This window comes from Micromonospora sp. NPDC005553, from assembly GCF_042871765.1.
Lineage (GTDB): Bacteria > Actinomycetota > Actinomycetes > Mycobacteriales > Micromonosporaceae > Micromonospora.
The window spans coordinates 270301-287894 of record NZ_JBIAJD010000003.1 but is presented as its reverse complement, the minus strand read 5'-3'; the positions used below and the strand labels follow the sequence as shown (position 1 = coordinate 287894).

Genomic DNA, 17594 nt, shown 5'->3' with positions numbered 1-17594 from the left:
GGAGCGCACGACACGTTCCGCCACCCGATCCCGGCCGACCCATCTGCACGGTTCCTCGACGCCTCGGAACCCGACGGTCGGGTCGAAACCCTTCCTCCTAGTCGTAAGGTTCTCGGATGCAAGGTCAACCTGCGTACCAGGGCCCCAGCGATCGCAGTTCCCCGTGGCCGGTGGTCGCGGCCGTCCTGGTCGGCTGCTGGACGGTTGCGGTCACAGTGGGCACCCAGACCGGTGGCTGGCTCACCGATCAGGTGCTGCTGGGCTTCGGACGGGACCGGCTCGGCTGGCTCTGGCCGGTGCTCGGCCTGGCCACCGTCGTGCTGGCCGGCACGCCCGCCCTCCTGCTGGCAGTCCTGCCCCGGTCGGGCGCGGTCCGGGCCACCGGGCGGGCCTGGTTGATCGGGGCGATCGCGCTCGGCGTGCTCACAGTGCTGCGGGCCGTGCCGCCGGTGCACCATGAGGCGTACCTCGCCGCGCTGGCCGCCGCCGCGTCCCTCAGCGCGCTCGCCGTGCGCTGGTCGGCGCGCCGGTGGGCGTACCCCGGGCTGGTTGGCTCGGTCGGCAGCCCGGCACCCACCGGAAGCGGCGACACCACGCGGCCCGAGGCCACCGCAGGCGCCGACACCACGCCGCCCGAGGCCGCCAGAGACGGCGACGCCACCCCGCCCGAAGCCACTCGAGGCGCCGAGTCGGTCGGACGGCGCGCGCGCCGTATCGGCCCGGTGCCGCTGCTCGCGGTGGCCGCCGGGCTGGCGCTGCTGCTGCCGTGGGCCTGGCTGGGCGCGCTCGGTGGCCTCCTGGAGACCGCTCTCGCGCTGGCGGCGGCCGCCGCGCTCGGGGTGCTCGCCGCGACTCTGCTGGACGCCCCCTTCTGGGCCCGGTTCGCTGTTGGGCGACCACCCCGGCCGGCTCGGCTGGTGCTGGTCGGCGGTCTGGTCGCCGGGGTGGCGTTGCTGTTGCTCGCGGCCGGGACCGGGCAGTCCGGCGCGCAGTTACCCGCGCTGCTGACCCTGCCGCCGGTGGGTTTCGCGCTGGCCGCGCTCTGGGCCGCGACCTGGCGGCCCACCGCCGAGCCGGCCGAGGCCGAGCCTCGGGCCGCGACCCGGCGGCCCACCGCCGAGCCGGCTGAGGCCGTGCGCGCCGGCCGAGCGGCGACCGGCTGGCTCGTGGGCCTGGTCGCGCTCGGTCCGCTGGCCTTCAGCGACCCGGAGGAGATCAGCCTGCTGCTGGTCGGCACCCGGGACATCCCGTTCTGGGTGGCGGCCGCCGCCGGCGTCGGGCTCGCCGTCGCGGTCCTGGTCGCCATCGGGTACGCGGTGCTGCTCGCCCGGCCGACGGCCCGCACCCCGAGCAGGCGGGTGGCCGCGCTGGCGGCCGTGGTGCTGCTGGTGGCGTTCGGGGCGGTCGACCTCGGCCCCGGCCAGCCGGGCCTTTACGGCGAGCGGCTGTTCGTGGTGCTGCGTACGCAGGCCGACCTGAGCGGTCTCCCGGCCGCCGCGCCGGGCCGGGCCGGACGGGACGCCCGCGCGGCGGAGGTCTACCGGCGGCTGGTGACGACCGCCGAGCAGAGCCAGGGCGACCTGCTCCGGGGGTTGAACCGGCTGCGGCTCGACCCGGTGTCGTACTACCTGGTCAACGCGGTCGAGGTGGACGGCGGCCCGGCGGTGCGGGCCTGGCTCGCCCGCCGACCGGAGGTGGCGCGGGTGCTGGTCAGCCAGCGCCTGCGACCGTTGCCGGCCCCGGCCGGGCAGAGCCGGGGCACCCTGCCCAAGCCGACCGGCCCGGAGTGGAACATCCGTCAGATCGGCGCCGACCGGGTGTGGTCCCAACTTCGGGTCACCGGCGCGGGCATCGTGGTCGGCAGCTCCGACTCGGGGGTGGACGGCGGCCATCCGGCGCTTCGAGCCGGGTTCCGTGGTGGGGACGACTCCTGGTTCGACCCGTGGGACGACACCCGGAGCCCGACCGACCAGGGCGGGCACGGCACCCACACGGTGGGCAGCGCGGTCGGGCGGGACGGCATCGGGGTGGCCCCGGACGCGCAGTGGGTGGGCTGCGTGAACCTGGACCGCAACCTCGGCAGCCCCGCGCACTACCTGGACTGTCTCCAGTTCATGTTGGCGCCCTTCCCGGCCGGTGGCGACCCGTTCACCGACGGCCGTCCGGAGCGCGCCCCGCAGGTGCTGACCAACTCGTGGGGCTGCCCGCCCATCGAGGGTTGCGACCAGCGCGTTCTGCGGCCGGCCACCGCCGCCCTCGACGCCGCCGGGATCTTCGTGGTCGCCGCGGCTGGTAACACCGGCCCGTGGTGCGCGTCGATCGACGATCCGCCCGCCCCTTACCCGGATGTGCTGACAGTGGGCGCGGTGGACGACCAGCGGCGCGTCGCCGAGTTCTCGTCGCGCGGGCCGGTGCCGGGCGGTTCGGGTAAACCGGACGTGCTGGCACCGGGGGTGGGTGTGGTGTCGGCCATGCCGGGCGGCACGTACGCCGAGCTGGACGGCACGTCGATGGCGACGCCGCAGGTGGCCGGGGTGGTCGCGCTGATGTGGTCGGCGAACCCGGCGCTGGTCGGCGACGTGACCCGGACCCGGCAGATCCTGCGGGACACCGCCACTGAGGTGACGCCCACCTATCGCTCCGACAGTCCCTCCGACGCCTGCGGCGCTCCGGCGAACGTCACCGGCGCCGGCGAGGTCGACGCCTACGCCGCCGTTCGCGCCGCCCAGGGGTGATCGTCGCCCCACGGGCGAGGATGCGGCTCGACATCCGGTGATCTAGGGTCGGCGACCATGGACGCCGAGATCACCGTCACCGAGCTGACCGCCGACCTGGTCACCAGCGTCGTACAGCTCTGCCAGCAGGCGCTCGACCTGCCCGAGGACTCCGCCGAGGCGGCTTCCATCGTGGACGTGCTCTGGACCCGGGCCGCTGCCGCCGACCGGCCCGTGGTCGGGCTGGGCGCGTACCGAGGTGCGGACCTGGTGGGGGTGCTGATCTGCTCGGTGTCGTCGGTCGAGACGGGGATCGGGCACGTCGACCTGGTCGCGGTCCTCGCGGACCAGCGGCGTCGGGGCGTCGGCCGGGCGCTGCTCCAGCGGGCCGAGCGGGTGCTCGCCGACCGTGGGGCGACCGAGGTGCTGCTGGCCGGGAACCCGCCGTACTACGCGTGGCCGGGGATCGACGTCCGCTACACGCCGGCGGTCTGCGCCGCCCTCGCGCTGGGCTACCAGCAGGACCGGACGGCCTGGAACATGACCGCGGACCTGTCGTACGACGGGTCGCCGGCACTGCGGTCCACCGAGGCGACGGAGCGGCGGCTGGCCGACCAGGGCATCACGGTACGCCGGGCGGAGCTGGCGGACCTTCCAGCGTTGGCCGCGTTCGCCCGGTCCACCTTCGGCGGAACGTGGGACGGTGAGCTGGCCGGTTCGGTGGGGCGCGCCGACGCCGGTTGCCACCTGGCGGAGCGGGACGGCGAGGTGCTCGGCTTCGCCGCGTACGGGTCGTCCCGGCCGAGCTGGTTCGGGCCGATGGGCACCGCACCGGCCGCGGAGGGGTCGGGCATCGGTGGGGTGCTGTTGCGGCGCTGCCTGCGCGACCAGCGGGCGGCGGGGCTGGACCGGGCACAGATCGGCTGGGTAGGACCGGTGCCGTTCTACTCGGGCAGCGCGGGTGCGCGGATCGAGCGGGTCTTCTTCCTGTACCGGCGGACCCTGTCCGGGGGATAACCGGGGCAAACAGGACATAGATCCATTCGCCCGCATCGGCCAACGACGCCCCCTACCGTTTCGGTAGAGGAGGCAGCCATGACCACGGATGACAACCAGACCGAGGACGGCCCGCCGATCACCTGGAAACCGGTGGGTGAACTCCCCGGCCAACTGCCGTTCGACAGGCTCGACTACGGCGACGCCGAGCAACTGGCCGAGATGACCACCGACGGCGAGCCGCCGGTGGCCGAGGAGTCGCAGGAGATGGTGGACGCACCGATCCAGCTGCTCCCGCCGTACAGCCGGGCACACAAGCGGCGCAACCAGCGCCCACTGCCGACCTGACGACGAACGGGGCGGACCGCGTCAGCGGCCCGCCCCGTTCGGTGTCGGAACTGGACTCAGAAGTCCATGTCCCCGCCACCCGGGCCAGCCGGGGCAGCCGGGGTCTTCTCCGGCTTGTCCGCGACAACAGCCTCGGTGGTGAGGAAGAGCGCCGCGATGGAAGCGGCGTTCTGCAGCGCCGAACGCGTCACCTTGGCCGGGTCGATGATGCCCGCGGCCAGCAGGTCGACGTACTCGCCGTTGGCGGCGTTCAGACCGTGACCCGCTTCGAGGTTACGGACCTTCTCCACCACGACGCCGCCCTCAAGGCCGGCGTTGACGGCGATCTGCCGCAGCGGGGCGTCCAGCGCGACCTTGACGATGTTCGCACCGGTCGCCTCGTCGCCGACCAGGTCGAGCTTGTCGAAGGCGGTCTTGCCGGCCTGCACCAGCGCGACGCCGCCACCCGGGACGATGCCCTCTTCGACGGCCGCCTTCGCGTTGCGAACGGCGTCCTCGATGCGGTGCTTGCGCTCCTTGAGCTCGACCTCGGTGGCCGCGCCGACCTTGATGACCGCGACGCCGCCGGCCAGCTTGGCCAGCCGCTCCTGCAGCTTCTCGCGGTCGTAGTCGGAGTCGCTCTTGTCGATCTCGGCCCGGATCTGGTTGACCCGGCCCTGGATCTGCTCGGCGTCACCGGCACCGTCGACGATGGTGGTCTCGTCCTTGGTCACCACGACCTTGCGGGCGCGGCCCAGCATGTCGACGGTCGCGGCGTCGAGCTTGAGGCCGACCTCCTCGCTGATGACCTGGCCACCGGCGAGGATGGCGATGTCGGTCAGCATGGCCTTGCGGCGGTCACCGAAGCCCGGTGCCTTGACGGCGACCGACTTGAAGGTGCCACGGACCTTGTTGACAACCAGGGTGGCGAGGGCCTCGCCCTCCAGGTCCTCGGCGATGATCAGCAGCGGCTTGCCCGACTGCATGACCTTCTCCAGGATCGGGAGCAGGTCCTTCACCGACGAGATCTTGCTGTTGGCGATCAGGATGTACGGGTCGTCGAAGACGGCCTCCATACGCTCCGGGTCGGTCATGAAGTAGGCCGAGATGTAGCCCTTGTCGAAGCGCATGCCCTCGGTGAGCTCCAGCTCCAGCCCGAAGGTGTTGCTCTCCTCGACGGTGATGACGCCTTCCTTGCCGACCTTGTCCATCGCCTCGGCGATGATCTCGCCGACGGTGCTGTCACCAGCGGAGATGGAGGCGGTGGAGGCGATCTGCTCCTTGGTCTCGACGTCCTTGGCGAGCTTGGACAGCTCCTCCGAGACGCTCGCGACGGCAGCCTCGATGCCCCGCTTCAGGGCCATCGGGTTGGCGCCGGCGGCCACGTTACGCAGGCCCTCGCGAACCAGGGCCTGGGCCAGGACGGTCGCCGTCGTCGTGCCGTCACCGGCAACGTCGTCGGTCTTCTTGGCGACCTCCTTGACCAGCTCAGCGCCGATCTTCTCGTACGGGTCCTCGAGCTCGATCTCCTTGGCGATGCTCACACCATCGTTGGTGATGGTGGGGGCACCCCACTTCTTCTCGAGCACGACGTTGCGGCCCTTGGGGCCGAGGGTCACCTTTACGGCGTCAGCGAGCTGGTTCATGCCACGCTCGAGGCCGCGGCGCGCCTCTTCGTCGAACGCGATCATCTTTGCCATACGGTGTTGTCCTCCTGGACACTCACGGCCACCCGAGTGTGTGTCCCGGATGGGCCGCCTGGTGTACACACTCGGGACGTCGCCACCAGGCGACGACGACGTCCTTCGGCCGGGCCGGATAGCCCGCGACGACCGGCCATGTGCTGCCCCGGTGTCTCCACACCGGCACAACCTGGCCCCACCGTCCCGACCGTTGGCACTCACGGTACGCGAGTGCCAATGACTTGTTTAGCACTCTCCCCTGCCGAGTGCAAGCACGATGCCGCCGCTCAGCCGAGTTCCGCGGCCAGTCCAGCGCTGTTCACCGGCGCCTCATGGGCACGCTGCTCGACGTACGTCACCAGCAGACCGATCATCTGGGCGAGGTGGGCCGGCAGGGCCAACACCGCGGTGATAGCGATCACCACCACCGCCCCGGCCGCGGTACCCGCCGAGGAGAACGGGTCCGTTCCGAGCGCGCCGGTGCCGATCCCTTCCAGGGCACCGGGGATCAGCGTGCCGACGATCACCGCCACGGCCACCAGGGCCACCCGTCCGAGCAGCAGGCCGAGCCGGTCGTGGAACATCCGGAACGATCGACCGATCGGGTTGTGCCGTTCGAAGAGATAGACCGGGCCGGCCATGCTCAGCGCGAAGGCCAGGTAGATGCCCGGCAGCACGCAGAAGCAGACACCGACGCCGATGAGCAGACTGACCAGCAGGGTCCAGGCCCACAGCCCGAGTGCCCGGCGCAGGCCGTAGCGCAACGCGGACTCCAGGCTGGCCGGCTGACCGGCCGCCTGCTGGGTGATCACCCAGGTGCCGGCGGCCCACCCGACGGCCTGCACCAACCCGACGACCAGGCTGCCGCCGAGCAACAGGACCAGGAGGCTCAGCAGTTCGGCGACGAAATTGTCCGGCAGCGCGGGGGTCGACGTCGATTCGGCCTGCGCGGCCCACTTCGCCGACGGGTCCAGCCCGAGGGAGACCACCGAGAGCACCGCCGCGGGCAGCACCTGGGTGAGCAGCATGATCGGCACCAACTGCCGCCAGCCCCGGCGCAGCGCTCCGCCGCACCGGTTGAACCAGCCGCCGATACCCGCGCCGGGCGGCGTGACCAGGGCGTCGTTCGGGTCGGACCCGTAACCGGGCGGATACCAGCCGACCGGCGGCCCCGGGTACCACGGCTGCCCGCCGTAGGGACCCGACCCGGGCGGGTAGCCCCCGGTGGGCGGGAACGCCCAGCCCTGCGGTGGCGGGGCCGCACCCCAGGCACCCTGCGCGGGATCCCAGCCGGGCTGCGGACCGGCGGGGCCGGCCGGGGGCGTGCCCGGCCCCCAGCCGGGCGGCGGACCGGCGTGACCGGGGCTGCCGGCGGGCGAGGACGGGTCCGGCTCCCCCGACCCGGAGGACGGAGTGTGCGGGGGTGGCTGGTCGGTCATGAACGCTCCTCAGCATCGGCTGGAACGGTTCACGATCTTCCCGGGTGCGCGCCCCTGCCGCAGCCCCGACTCACGGGGCCGATCGGCCAGGAAAGCTCAGTCGATGACGCGTACGTGCTCTGCCTGTGGGCCCTTCTGGCCCTGGGTGATCTCGAACTCGACCCGCTGACCGTCGTCCAGCGCCTTGTAGCCGTCCATTTCGATCGCGGAGAAGTGGACAAAAACGTCCTGCCCGCCGTCGACGGCGATGAAGCCGTAGCCCTTTTCGGCGTTGAACCACTTCACGGAGCCCTGTGCCACTGTGCACTTCCCTCACTCTGCCCGGCGTTGCCTGACTCGGCGCACGGCACGGCCGGGCGCCCCGGACCACCGACTCAGCGATCGATGACCGCCATTGAAGAAGGTGACCGAAATCGCACGCTACACGAGGACTGACGGCCGCGCACGGCCACAAAACAGACACACTCCGAGGCGCACCGGCCGCGCTGATCGGCCGGGTTCCCGAGCCACCGGATTCGCCCGCGTCATTGCGAAATGGAGGGACGGTCGCCGGCGGCCCCGAGATGACGGCGATCGGGCCCAGCCCGCGAAACGCCATCCCTGCCCTGTGGTAGGCATGCGGACATGACCACCGACATGGGCTCGCCGACAGTGCGGCTCGCGGAGATCCGCCGGGTCCGGCCGGAGGACGCCGCCCGGATGCGGGCGCTGCGCCTGGAGATGCTGGCCGACGCGCCGTTGGCCTTCCTGGAGACCCTGGCGGACGCGGCGGCCCGACCGCACAACGAGTTCGCCGCCCGGGTCGCGTACACCTCGGCCGGTGCCGGTAACGCGCAGTTCGTCGCCGACCCTGGCGGCCGGCTGGTCGGGCACGCCGGTGGTACGACCCACCCGAACGAACCGGGACTGACCGTGATCTACGCCGTGTACGTCACGCCGACCTGGCGCGGCAGTGGCCTGCTCGGCGAGCTGATCGACGGGGTGGCCGCCTGGTCGCGGGCCTGTGGCCGGCCGGAACTGCTGCTGGAGGTGGTGGTCGGCAACGACCGCGCCTACCGCGCCTACCAGCGCCTGGGCTTCAAGGACACCGGGGTACGGGTCCCCCACCCGAACATCCCAGCCCTAACCGAGCTACAGATGCGCCGACCCGCCTAGAACAGAGAACCATCCCAAGGCAGAACCACTGAGATGCCCTAAAAAAGCCGGCAGCGACGCCACCGCCGTGCCCACAACGGGTTTCCGGGGCAGCCCGACCCGCGCAGGGATCAAGCCTGACCGCCCGGAGCGGGTCGGGCTGCCCCGGAAACCCCCACCGCAACCACTACACGTGACGCCGCGACTGAACGATCCGGAACCGGTTGGCGACGTACGCCCCGTCGGTCAGCGCCGAGTTGGCCGCCGCGTTGGCTCCACTGCCGTGGAAGTCGGAGAACGCCGCCGACTGGTTCACGAAGACACCGCCGGTGAGGTTGCAGGACAGGTGCACCCCGACCTCGACCGCCACCGCCTCGGTGGCGTCCAGCACCGCCTCGTCGGTCGAGTAGACACCGGCGGTGAGCGCGCCCTTCTCGCCGACCGTCCGGCGCAGCAGCTCCAGGCTGTGCGTGGTCGAGTCGGTGGCGATGGCGAACGAGATCGGCCCGAACCATTCCCGGCCGTACGTTTCCGAGTCGTCCGCGGTCAGCTTCACGATCGTCGGGGTACGCACCACCGCGTCGGCGTACGACGGGTGGGCCACGGCCCGCGACTCCAGCACCGGCTCGCCGACCTTGGTCACCTCGGCCAGCCGCTCCAGCACCCCGTCGTTGACGATGGCGCCGGTCAGCTCCACACCCCGGGCCGGGTCGGCGGTGAGCTTGCCGACGGCGGCGGCGATCCCGCCGGCCACCTCGTCGAAGCTCTTGTGCCCCTGGTCGGTCTCGATGCCGCCGGCCGGGATGAGGATGTTCTGTGAGGTGGTGCACATCTGCCCGCTGTAGAGGGTCAGCGTGAACCCGAGGTTGCGGCACATGCCGGCGAAGTCGTCGGTGGAGTCGACGACGACGGTGTTGAGGCCGGCCTTCTCGGTGTAGACCGATGCCTGCCGGGCGTGCGTCTCCAGCCAGTCGCCGTACTCGGTGGAGCCGGTGAAGTCGACGATCCGGATGGCCCGGTGCAGAGCCAGGTCACTCGCGAGCTTCTCACCGGGCGCCTCGGCCGCCAGCATGATCAGGTTCGGGTCGAACCCGGCCTCGGCGAGCACCTCCCGGGCGTACTTCACGGTGATGGCCAACGGCAGCACCGCGCGCGGGTGCGGCTTGACGATCACCGGGTTGCCGGTGACCAGCGAGGCGAACAGCCCGGGGTACGAGTTCCAGGTCGGGAAGGTGTTGCAGCCGATCACCAGCGCCACCCCACGCGGCACCACGTGGAACGTCTTGGTCATCCGCAGCGGGTCACCCTTGCCGGCGGCCTTCTCCCAACCCGCCGTGCCCGGGTGCCGGGTCATCTCGGCGTACGCGTACGCCAGCGCCTCCAGCGCCCGGTCCAGCGCGTGCGCGCCACCGGCCTGGAAGGCCATCACGAACGCCTGCCCGCTGGTGAACTGCACAGCGTTGGCCAGCTCGAAGATGTGCTTGTGCAGCCGGTCGAGGATCTCCAGGCAGACGCCCACCCGGGCCTGCGGGCCGGCGTCGCGCCACGCCGGCAGCGCGGCGGAGGCGGCGTCGATCAGCTCACCGGGGCCGGCGTGTGGGTAACGCACCGCCAACTCCACCCCGAACGGGCTCGTCTCGGTGGCGACCCGAACGCCAGCGCCGGGTTGGTCGAGCGGAAAGTCACCGCCGAGGTACGCCTCGAAGGCGGCCTTACCGTCGGCGGCGGCGGTCTCGCCGTACACCCGGGGGCTGGGGGATTCGGGATAGGCGGACCAGTAGCCCCGCTCCGTGATCGCGGTCAGCGCACGGTTGAGGGTGTCGGCGTGCCTGTCGTACAGGGGATGCGGGGTCTCCGTCATGTGCGCCATCATGCCTGAGTCAGGTCCGCGAGCAGTAGCGCCGATACCCGTCAGAGGGTGAGCTGCCAGTCGGTCCACTGGTCCACCGGTCGGAAGCCGAGCTGTTCGTTGATCGACACCATGTAGCTGTTGCTGGCAGCGTTGAAGGTGTCGATCACCTGTACCGCCGGCTCGTGGGTGAGCAGGTGGTGCAGGTTCTCCGCCTTGGCGATGAGGCCGAGCCGGTGCCCACGGTGGGCCGGGTCGACGATGGTGATCTGCTGGAACGCGTGCCAACCGGCGGCGGCGCCCACGTCCAGCAGGGTCCAGGCGACCAGCCGGCCGGACGCCTCGTGTCGCATCCCGAGGTGGTAGCGCCGCCGGCCCCGGGCGTCCAGCGCCCGTTCGTTGCCGCGGATCCGCTCGGCGTCCACCTGCTCCGGTTCCCACTGCACGTCGCCCATGGGCGCGTCCATCAGCAACCGGCCGTCCAGGTAGGCGATGTCGCCGACGTACTCCTGTGGGGTGGAGCCCTGCCAGCAGACCGAGTGATAGCCCTTGGCTCGGGGTTGTGCCTCGGCGAGCGCCGCCCGCAGAGCGACCCGGTCGATGTCGCCGACGTCGAGCCGTCGGCGTACCTCGGCGAGAGCGGGCTGGGCTCCGGTCGCGGCGGCGAACGCGTCACCGGCCACGCTTCGGGCCGGCCCGCCGGGCAGCGCGGAGACGGTCATCGCCACCACCCGCTTGCGGCCGTGCTCACGGAGCAGGCGCAGCCCGTACTCGTGCAGGGCACGGCCAACGCCCCGGCGCCGCAGCTGCGGATGCACCAGCAGCTCGGCGGTGGCGTTGTCGGTGTTGTCGAGCTGCGGCAGGTCCAGTTGGAGGTAGCCGGCCGGCACGCCGTCCAGACGGGCCAGCGCCCAGAGCGACCGGGTGCCGGGCATCGGAGTGTGGAACAGCGCGTCGAAGCGGCGCCGGCAGGAGGGCGGGAAGTCCGGCAGGTCGGCGTCGTTGGCCGCCGACCCGATCCGGTACGCCTCGTCGACCGACGTCCGGTCGGCGCCGTCGAACGGCGCGATGGTGATGCTCATGCCGGTGAGCGTGCACCGTACAAAAGCGATCGGGCCAGCGAATTACTCGCTGGCCCGATCGAACGTTGGTCGGGAGGGACACTCGCACAACGCCTCCGGCGTTGGGTCGCAAGAACTTCAAAAGTCTTCGGCGAAATGCCCTCCCGCACGGAGCATCTTGCGCCGTCCGGTTCCTGCCGTCAAGTCCGTAGCGGCGGGTTTTCCACACTCACAGCGAAAACCCAGTTACCGACTGATCCACTCGGCCCCGGTGCCGGGCGGGCCGTTCAGCCCAGGAGGCCGGCGTCGCGGGCCGCCCGCAGCGAGGGCTTGATGTGGTGGGTCGGCCCGACCTGGCCGGCCACCGCGTCGATGGTCTTCAGACCCTCGCCGGTGTTGAACACGACGGTCTCGGCCGTCGGGTCGAGCCGACCGGACTCGACCAGCTTGCGCAGCACCGCCACTGTGACCCCACCAGCGGTTTCCGCGAAGACCCCGGTGGTACGGGCCAGATCGCGGATGCCCGCGCGGATCTCGTCGTCGTCGACGTACTCCATCCAGCCGCCGGTGCGGCGGACCGCCTCCAGGGCGTAGAGGCCGGCTGCCGGGTCGCCGATGTTGAGTGACTTGGCGATGCCGGTGGGCTTGACCGGAACGATCGTGTCGGTCTCGGCGTGCAGTGCGACGGCGATCGGGTTGCAGCCGGCGGACTGCGCCCCGAAGACCTTCCAGCCGTCGGCGGGCGCTTCGACCAGGCCGATCTCCACCAGCTCGGAGAACGCCTTGTCAATCTTGGTGAGCAGCTCGCCGCTGGCCATCGGGATGACCACCTGCGCCGGGATCCGCCAGCCGAGCTGCTCGGCCACCTCGTAGCCGAGGGTCTTGGAGCCCTCCGCGTAGTACGGCCGGACGTTCACGTTGACGAACGCGGTGTCCTCGAATTCGTCGGTCTCCACCAGCTCACCGCAGAGCCGGTTGACATCGTCGTACGAGCCGTCGATGGCGACCAGTTCGCCGCCGTAGACGGCGGTGGTGATGACCTTGCCCTGTTCCAGGTCGCTGGGGATGAAGACCACCGAGGGCACCCCGGCGCGGGCCGCGTGGGCGGCCACCGAGTTGGCCAGGTTGCCGGTCGACGCGCAGGCGAACCGGCTGAAGCCGAGGGCCTTGGCGGCGGTGAGCGCCACCGAGACGACCCGGTCCTTGAACGAGTGGGTGGGGTTGGCGCTGTCGTCCTTGACCCAGAGCGGCGCGGTGATGCCCAGCTCGGCGGCGAGGTGCGGGGCCGCCACCAGTGGGGTCAGGCCCGGGTCGAGGGTGACCCGGGTGGCCGGGTCCTGACCGGCGGGGAGCAGTGCGGCGTACCGCCAGATGTTGTTCGGGCCGGCCTCGATCTGCTCGCGGGTGACGGTGGCCAGCGCGGCGGTGTCGTAGTCGACTTCCAGCGGGCCGAAACACTCGTAACAGGCGTGCTGGGCGGCGAGCGGGTAGCGGGCCGAACAGGCACGGCAGACCAGGGCGCGGGCGGGGCTGGCAGCGGTGTCGATGCCGGAGGCGACGAGCGTCGACGTCATGTCGAGAGTCCTCTCATCTTTCCCCGCATCGCACGGTGCGGCGGGGACGGAATTGGCACCTGCCCCGCGGGTCGCTCAGCGGTGAGCGCGCGGGGTGGTTGCCGGGGCGTCGTCGGGCCGTATCCCTCAGCCCCTCTGGATGAGGTATTCAGTTGTGCCGTCGAGTCTAGGACAACGCTGTCGGCCGCTGCTACCACTGATCCCAGGTATTGGGTCAGCGGAAACTCACCGCGACGGGGTCGGTCACCGCGATCGGGTCCGTCACCGCGCTCGGTTGGGGCAGCGCCGTGGCCCGGGGGCGGGCGGCGAGGTTCGCGGCGATCAGGGCGGCGATCGTGATGGCGGCCCCGACCAGTTCGACGGGCTCCGGGCGGTAGCCGCGGGCCATCTGCACCGCGAAGGTGGTCACCGGAACCAGGTTCATGAACAGCGCGGCGTTGGCGGCACCGAGTCGCTGCACGCCGGTGTTCCAGGCCAGGACCGCGATCACGGCGCCCACCAGCACGGCGTACGCCAGTTGCGGGGCGACCGCCACGAGGTCGGCGGCGGCCGGCGCGTGCTGCCAGCCGACGGCGTCGGCGCCGATGCTCAGGACGAGCATGGCGGCAGTGCCGGCGAGCGCGGTCAGTGTGGTGAAGCGCAGCGGCGACCACTCACCGAACCGGCTGGCGCCGTGGGTGTAGATGCCCCAACCCAGCACCGCGCCGATCATCATGAGCCCACCGAGGCCGAACTGGCCGAGCCCGGCCAGGCTCCCGCGCGTGATCACCAGGCCGACGCCGAGGAGCGCCACCAGGGAGAGGGCCAGCAGGAGCGGCTTCGGGCGTACGCCGTCGCGAGCCCAGCGGACCAGCTGGGTGATCACCGGGGTGGTGGCCACGAAGAGGGAGATCTGCTGCGGGGCGGCGTGTTCGAGCGCCAGGTTGGTGAGCAGGTTGAAGCCCGCGAAGCCGACCACTCCGAGCACCACCACCTCCAGCGCCCGGCCGCCGTGGCGGAGCGCGCCGGCACCCTCGCGGAGCAGCAGGATGGCGACCAGGACGACGGCGGCCAGCAGGTAGCGCGCGGTGGTCAGGTTGAGCGGGTCGACCCGGTGAAGCGCGCTGGCCAGGATCGGGAACATCACGCCCCAGCCGAGCACGGCGACCAGTGGGTACGCGGTGGCGCGGGATCGCATCGGCAACTCCAATGTTCGAGTATCGTCGAACCAACGAGACTGACCATAGGGCGTCGTTCGATGGTTGTCGAACAAGGGTTACACTGGTCACATGGAGCCGCACGAACCCGACCTGACCGCCGTACCGGTCACCAACGTGTTGGCCGCACTCGCCGACGACGTGCGGCTACAGATCGTCCGGGCGCTCGCCGAGGGCGGCGAGTCCGCCTGCGGCAGTTTCGACTTCGGCGTCTCCAAGGCGACCCGCAGCCACCACCTCAAGGTGCTGCGCGAGGCGGGGCTGACCCGGACCCGGGCGGCCGGCACCAGCCGACTGGTCCGGCTCCGCCGGGACGAGCTGGACAAGCTCTACCCCGGCCTGCTGGAGGCGGTCCTCACCCAGCGCCCGCCGGCCTGACCCCGCCCCGCCTTCGCTCGGCGGCTGCGGTCCGCGTGGCCGCACCAGCCGGTTGGCGGCGGCACGTGACCTCGGCGGTCGGGGACAAATCTCCGACGGCCGCTGTGGAGCTGAATCGTCTACGACATCAGCGAAGAGGTGGCGCCGCGACCGGGAGTGTCGGGGCGGCCCCGGGCCGGGGCACATCGGCCGACAGTGACCGGGCGCGCCGCCGAAGCCGCCTCGTCGAGGCTTCGGCGGCGCGCGGTTCGGGTCTGATCAGACGGACACCCTGCCGGGCTCGGCCGCCGAAGCCGAGACCGAAGGGCTGTCGGTACGACGCCGGGCGAGCAGCGTGTCGAGGGCCCAGGCACCCGGGCCGAGCGCCGCGACCAGCAGGAACGCCCAGCAGAAGAGCGCCGCCAGCTCGCCTCCGTTGTGCAGCGGCAGCAGGGCATCCGGCTGGTGCACAACGAAGTAGGCGTACGCCATCGAGCCGGAGGCGAGCAGCGCGGCGGGGCGGGCGAAGAGCCCGACCAGCACCAGTACGCCGCAGACCAACTGGATCAGGGCGGCCCACCAGCCCGGCCAGGTGCCGAACGGTACCGCCTTGCCAGTCATCGGGTTGCCGCCGAACAACCCGAACACCGAGGACAGGCCGTGCAACGTGAACAGCAGACCGATCACGATGCGGAACAGGGACAGGGTCGGCCCGCCGAGCCGAGAGACGTTCATAGCACCTCCATCGAGGAGATTGAATGGGTCTCCACGATCCTGAGGCAAGCGGGCATCGAAAGTCATAACTTCCTTGCTGGTGGGAAAATCCCTCCTGAAAATGGTAGGACGTTTCCTCACCCGGCCCGCCCTCTCTCCGCGATCTTGCGTTTTCTGTCCCGACACAAGGGACGCATCGCTTCATACCGACAGCCGAAACTGCAAGATCGCCGCAGAAGCGCATTCTCGCGCGCAGAGGCGTTCCAGATCGGCGCCTACGCATCGGCTCATCCGACGAACGCGGGGCGGCAACTCTGATGTGGTGTCGTCTCGCGGACTGTGGCAATTTTGCGGGGCAGCGACGAGGCGACGGTGTCCGATAGTGTCCGGCCAAACACACGGAGCGAGAGCCTCTCGCCTGTCAGCCGGAGGGGCCACATGGCGAGCATTGAGGAAGTCAAGGCCGCACTCGCTCAGGCCGCCGAGCAGGGCAACAGCACCCAGCAGCAGATCCGCGCGGCCATCGAGGCGACTGAGCAGACGCTGGCCCGGCTACGAGCGGTTGCCGCTGGCACCGGCCACCCGACGATCGCCGAGGCCATTTCGCGTGGCGAGCAGAGCAAGCAACGTCTCGTCGAAGCGATGGTCCTGCTCCAAGGCAGCTCACAGGCCGCGCGCAACTACATGAATGTACTTGGCTGATCAACGGACCCGCGAGCCTAGAAGAAGAGGAGGTTGCGATTCACCAGAAGTCTCGACTGCTGACAACCTGAGCACCCTAGCTCGACAAGGTGGTGCCCCACCGCAGCCTGCACTGCGGGCGTAGCTGGTCGTCAGCTCTCCGACGAAGCCACTGTGGGTTGTTTTTGTCGCTGGCCTTCCTCAGTCCCGCGACGCGAGTTGGGCTGCCTCCGCGAGCAGCGCCTCCAACTCGGCGTCAGCAAGAGCCTCGTCAGTGAAGACCTTCTGGACCGTTGCCGCTTGGATCCGTCCGATCATTTCCTGACTGATCGCATAGTCACGCGAGGGGTCGATGGTCGAGAGGATCAACGACTCGGCGTCCTCAGCTCGAATCTCAGGGCCACCCTCGTACTGGGCACGCAGATCTGCGACAAACCGGATCACTCCGGCTGGGTCTGCGGTCTCGCCAAATCGTCGGTCGACCGCAACGAAGAACAAAGCGGCAAGGAACCTGGGGAAGCCGTCCCAGCCGTCGGCATCGAGCCGGGCACCGACGGACTCGTTGGCAGCGTAGTCACTCCGGATCATCGTCCGGACGTAATCGATCAGGTCAGGCTTGATCATCGCTGTCCCGTCTCCTCGCTCGTCGAGTTTGGCCATAGTTCCACATCGCCTTGGCGATCACCGCCAGGGCACCCGCCGCCATCACCAACGCCGTCACAGGGTTGTCGATCTGAGCAGACTCCTGAGCTGGTCCGTGCGAGGCCGTGCTAGTGCTTGATCCGCCGCGATTGTCCTGTCTGAGGAACTTGTAGAACTGGTTCGCGCCACTTTCACTGCTTTTCAAGGCGTCTTCGGTGTCGTCCGCTTTCTGGACCTGCCGCCGCCACAGGATGTCGGCTTTGCTACCGCGGGCTTCCGCCTCGGTGACCAGGCGCTCGCCCGAGGGCGCGGAAGCGTCGACAGACGGTTCGATGGGTGCGACCCCGGGGGCGATGACGTTCACGTAGGCGCTGATGTGCCGGGCGGCATCCGCCAGCAACCGCGCGTACCGACCCGCTTTGTCCCTGGCGACTTCGGCATCTGCGGCGGCGTCCGCCAGCCGTTGGTTGGTGCCGCCTCGACGAACCTCGGCTAGATGCGCGAGCGCCTGTTCGGCGTCTGCCTGTGCACGAGATGCAGTCACAGCAGCGCTGTCGAGGTTCGCTCGTATCGCCACAAGGTGCGCGACTACCTCGCCAACGCTGGTCACCCGAGTTGAGAGCGGTAGTCGCCTACCTTCTCGACAACGGCATCGAAGCGTCGGCGAGTCGGTCCGACCTCAGCTTGGGCGGAACTGAGCGCGCTGTGAGTGCGGGTTACCTCAGCATGCTGGCTGCCCCGAAGGACTCGGGCCGCTTCACCGGTGGCTGATTCAGCTTGAGTAATCGCTCGATCGAGGGTTCGGCGACCTTGGCGGGCCGACTCGATGGCAGCACCAAGGGTCGCCTTCAGATCTGCGATGCTCATCTGGCCACCCGTCCCCGCTCGAAGCACATCGGGGATACGGTATCGGAGATCGACGCATATCGCAGTCCCGAATCAATCACCCTAATCAGCCACGAAGACACCGAGCCCCTGATGGCCGTACAACTCGCCAGTCTCGATCAGGATCGTGATGGCCTGCCGGACCGTCGACTGGCTACGCACTTCGTAGATATCCGCCAACTCCTTGGTCGAGGGCAGCTTGTGACCTGGCGGCCACTCGCCGTCGGCAATGCGCTTCCTGATGTCAGCGATGATCCGTCGGTAGTGCGGCTCGAACTTTCGTGGTGAGGGCATGCGAGGTACTCCCAGCTAGGCACGCCCATCTGACCACAACCACGCGAGA

The 17594-nt window shown here is 70.4% G+C and carries 17 protein-coding genes and 1 riboswitch; of the genes, 6 read left to right on the top strand and 11 right to left on the bottom strand.

The features are described 5' to 3' along the window. The first annotated feature begins 116 nt into the window (after positions 1–116). The 3 genes from ACFYPG_RS13790 to ACFYPG_RS13780 all read left to right on the top strand — a co-directional run bounded on the left by ACFYPG_RS13790 (position 117) and on the right by ACFYPG_RS13780 (position 4058). Entirely contained in the window at positions 117–2735 is a 2619-nt protein-coding gene (locus tag ACFYPG_RS13790) for a S8 family serine peptidase (RefSeq protein ID WP_387352127.1), read from the top strand. Positions 2736–2792: 57 nt separating this feature from the next. Then, positions 2793–3731, top strand: coding sequence for a GNAT family N-acetyltransferase (locus ACFYPG_RS13785; RefSeq protein ID WP_387352126.1), 939 nt, complete (start codon positions 2793–2795; stop codon positions 3729–3731). Positions 3732–3809: 78 nt separating this feature from the next. Continuing rightward, the gene (locus tag ACFYPG_RS13780) at positions 3810–4058 is read left to right on the top strand and encodes a hypothetical protein (protein WP_355005841.1); all 249 of its coding nucleotides are present in this window, start codon (positions 3810–3812) and stop codon (positions 4056–4058) included. Positions 4059–4114: 56 nt separating this feature from the next. On the opposite strand, the gene groL is transcribed toward ACFYPG_RS13780, so the two are convergent. From groL to ACFYPG_RS13765, 3 genes are all read right to left on the bottom strand, one after another. After that, positions 4115–5737, bottom strand: coding sequence for a chaperonin GroEL (gene groL / locus ACFYPG_RS13775; RefSeq protein WP_355005842.1), 1623 nt, complete (start codon positions 5735–5737; stop codon positions 4115–4117). 269 nt (positions 5738–6006) lie between these two features. Next, positions 6007–7158, bottom strand: a complete 1152-nt coding sequence (locus ACFYPG_RS13770; RefSeq protein WP_387352125.1) for a hypothetical protein — start codon at positions 7156–7158, stop codon at positions 6007–6009. Between the two features lie 96 nt (positions 7159–7254). Then, positions 7255–7458: a cold-shock protein gene (locus ACFYPG_RS13765; protein WP_355005844.1), complete on the bottom strand. Its 204-nt coding sequence runs from the start codon at positions 7456–7458 to the stop codon at positions 7255–7257. 324 nt (positions 7459–7782) lie between these two features. Between ACFYPG_RS13765 and ACFYPG_RS13760 the strand changes: the two genes are divergently transcribed. Continuing rightward, positions 7783–8313: a GNAT family N-acetyltransferase gene (locus ACFYPG_RS13760; protein ID WP_387352124.1), complete on the top strand. Its 531-nt coding sequence runs from the start codon at positions 7783–7785 to the stop codon at positions 8311–8313. A 166-nt stretch (positions 8314–8479) separates the two neighbouring features. Here the strand turns inward: ACFYPG_RS13760 and paaN are convergent, their stop codons facing one another. The 4 genes from paaN to ACFYPG_RS13740 form a co-directional block, all read right to left on the bottom strand. Beyond that, positions 8480–10153, bottom strand: coding sequence for a phenylacetic acid degradation protein PaaN (gene paaN, locus ACFYPG_RS13755; RefSeq protein ID WP_387352123.1), 1674 nt, complete (start codon positions 10151–10153; stop codon positions 8480–8482). A 50-nt stretch (positions 10154–10203) separates the two neighbouring features. After that, entirely contained in the window at positions 10204–11223 is a 1020-nt protein-coding gene (locus ACFYPG_RS13750) for a GNAT family N-acetyltransferase (RefSeq protein ID WP_387352121.1), read from the bottom strand. A 266-nt stretch (positions 11224–11489) separates the two neighbouring features. Then, entirely contained in the window at positions 11490–12776 is a 1287-nt protein-coding gene (gene thrC / locus ACFYPG_RS13745; protein WP_387352118.1) for a threonine synthase, read from the bottom strand. A 10-nt stretch (positions 12777–12786) separates the two neighbouring features. Next, a riboswitch (SAM riboswitch) is annotated at positions 12787–12922 on the bottom strand. A gap of 68 nt (positions 12923–12990) precedes the next feature. Beyond that, on the bottom strand, positions 12991–13953 hold the full coding sequence (locus ACFYPG_RS13740) for a DMT family transporter (RefSeq protein ID WP_387352116.1): 963 nt from the start codon (positions 13951–13953) through the stop codon (positions 12991–12993). A gap of 91 nt (positions 13954–14044) precedes the next feature. On the opposite strand from ACFYPG_RS13740, the gene ACFYPG_RS13735 reads away from it, so the two are divergent. After that, on the top strand, positions 14045–14350 hold the full coding sequence (locus ACFYPG_RS13735) for an ArsR/SmtB family transcription factor (RefSeq protein ID WP_387352114.1): 306 nt from the start codon (positions 14045–14047) through the stop codon (positions 14348–14350). A 258-nt stretch (positions 14351–14608) separates the two neighbouring features. Here ACFYPG_RS13735 and ACFYPG_RS13730 read toward each other — a convergent pair whose 3' ends face one another. Further along, entirely contained in the window at positions 14609–15064 is a 456-nt protein-coding gene (locus ACFYPG_RS13730) for a DoxX family protein (protein WP_355005851.1), read from the bottom strand. Between the two features lie 417 nt (positions 15065–15481). Between ACFYPG_RS13730 and ACFYPG_RS13725 the strand changes: the two genes are divergently transcribed. Continuing rightward, the gene (locus ACFYPG_RS13725) at positions 15482–15745 is read left to right on the top strand and encodes a hypothetical protein (protein WP_355005852.1); all 264 of its coding nucleotides are present in this window, start codon (positions 15482–15484) and stop codon (positions 15743–15745) included. A 180-nt stretch (positions 15746–15925) separates the two neighbouring features. On the opposite strand, the gene ACFYPG_RS13720 is transcribed toward ACFYPG_RS13725, so the two are convergent. From ACFYPG_RS13720 to ACFYPG_RS13710, 3 genes are all read right to left on the bottom strand, one after another. Then, positions 15926–16348, bottom strand: coding sequence for a hypothetical protein (locus tag ACFYPG_RS13720; protein WP_355005853.1), 423 nt, complete (start codon positions 16346–16348; stop codon positions 15926–15928). Beyond that, a complete protein-coding gene (locus tag ACFYPG_RS13715) occupies positions 16335–16976 on the bottom strand; it encodes a hypothetical protein (RefSeq protein WP_355005854.1) in 642 nt (213 codons plus the stop codon). Before ACFYPG_RS13715 ends, ACFYPG_RS13720 begins: the two co-directional genes overlap by 14 nt. A 338-nt stretch (positions 16977–17314) precedes the next feature. After that, positions 17315–17545: a winged helix-turn-helix domain-containing protein gene (locus ACFYPG_RS13710; RefSeq protein WP_355005855.1), complete on the bottom strand. Its 231-nt coding sequence runs from the start codon at positions 17543–17545 to the stop codon at positions 17315–17317. Positions 17546–17594: the final 49 nt, after the last annotated feature.

Coding starts and splice junctions, on each gene's coding strand:
- ACFYPG_RS13790 (WP_387352127.1), top strand. CDS start 117: ATGCAAGGTCAACCTGCGTACCAGGGCCCCAGCGATCGCAGTTCCCCG.
- ACFYPG_RS13785 (WP_387352126.1), top strand. CDS start 2,793: ATGGACGCCGAGATCACCGTCACCGAGCTGACCGCCGACCTGGTCACC.
- ACFYPG_RS13780 (WP_355005841.1), top strand. CDS start 3,810: ATGACCACGGATGACAACCAGACCGAGGACGGCCCGCCGATCACCTGG.
- groL (WP_355005842.1), bottom strand. CDS start 5,737: ATGGCAAAGATGATCGCGTTCGACGAAGAGGCGCGCCGCGGCCTCGAG.
- ACFYPG_RS13770 (WP_387352125.1), bottom strand. CDS start 7,158: ATGACCGACCAGCCACCCCCGCACACTCCGTCCTCCGGGTCGGGGGAG.
- ACFYPG_RS13760 (WP_387352124.1), top strand. CDS start 7,783: ATGACCACCGACATGGGCTCGCCGACAGTGCGGCTCGCGGAGATCCGC.
- paaN (WP_387352123.1), bottom strand. CDS start 10,153: ATGACGGAGACCCCGCATCCCCTGTACGACAGGCACGCCGACACCCTC.
- ACFYPG_RS13750 (WP_387352121.1), bottom strand. CDS start 11,223: ATGAGCATCACCATCGCGCCGTTCGACGGCGCCGACCGGACGTCGGTC.
- thrC (WP_387352118.1), bottom strand. CDS start 12,776: ATGACGTCGACGCTCGTCGCCTCCGGCATCGACACCGCTGCCAGCCCC.
- ACFYPG_RS13740 (WP_387352116.1), bottom strand. CDS start 13,953: ATGCGATCCCGCGCCACCGCGTACCCACTGGTCGCCGTGCTCGGCTGG.
- ACFYPG_RS13735 (WP_387352114.1), top strand. CDS start 14,045: ATGGAGCCGCACGAACCCGACCTGACCGCCGTACCGGTCACCAACGTG.
- ACFYPG_RS13730 (WP_355005851.1), bottom strand. CDS start 15,064: ATGAACGTCTCTCGGCTCGGCGGGCCGACCCTGTCCCTGTTCCGCATC.
- ACFYPG_RS13725 (WP_355005852.1), top strand. CDS start 15,482: ATGGCGAGCATTGAGGAAGTCAAGGCCGCACTCGCTCAGGCCGCCGAG.
- ACFYPG_RS13720 (WP_355005853.1), bottom strand. CDS start 16,348: ATGATCAAGCCTGACCTGATCGATTACGTCCGGACGATGATCCGGAGT.
- ACFYPG_RS13710 (WP_355005855.1), bottom strand. CDS start 17,545: ATGCCCTCACCACGAAAGTTCGAGCCGCACTACCGACGGATCATCGCT.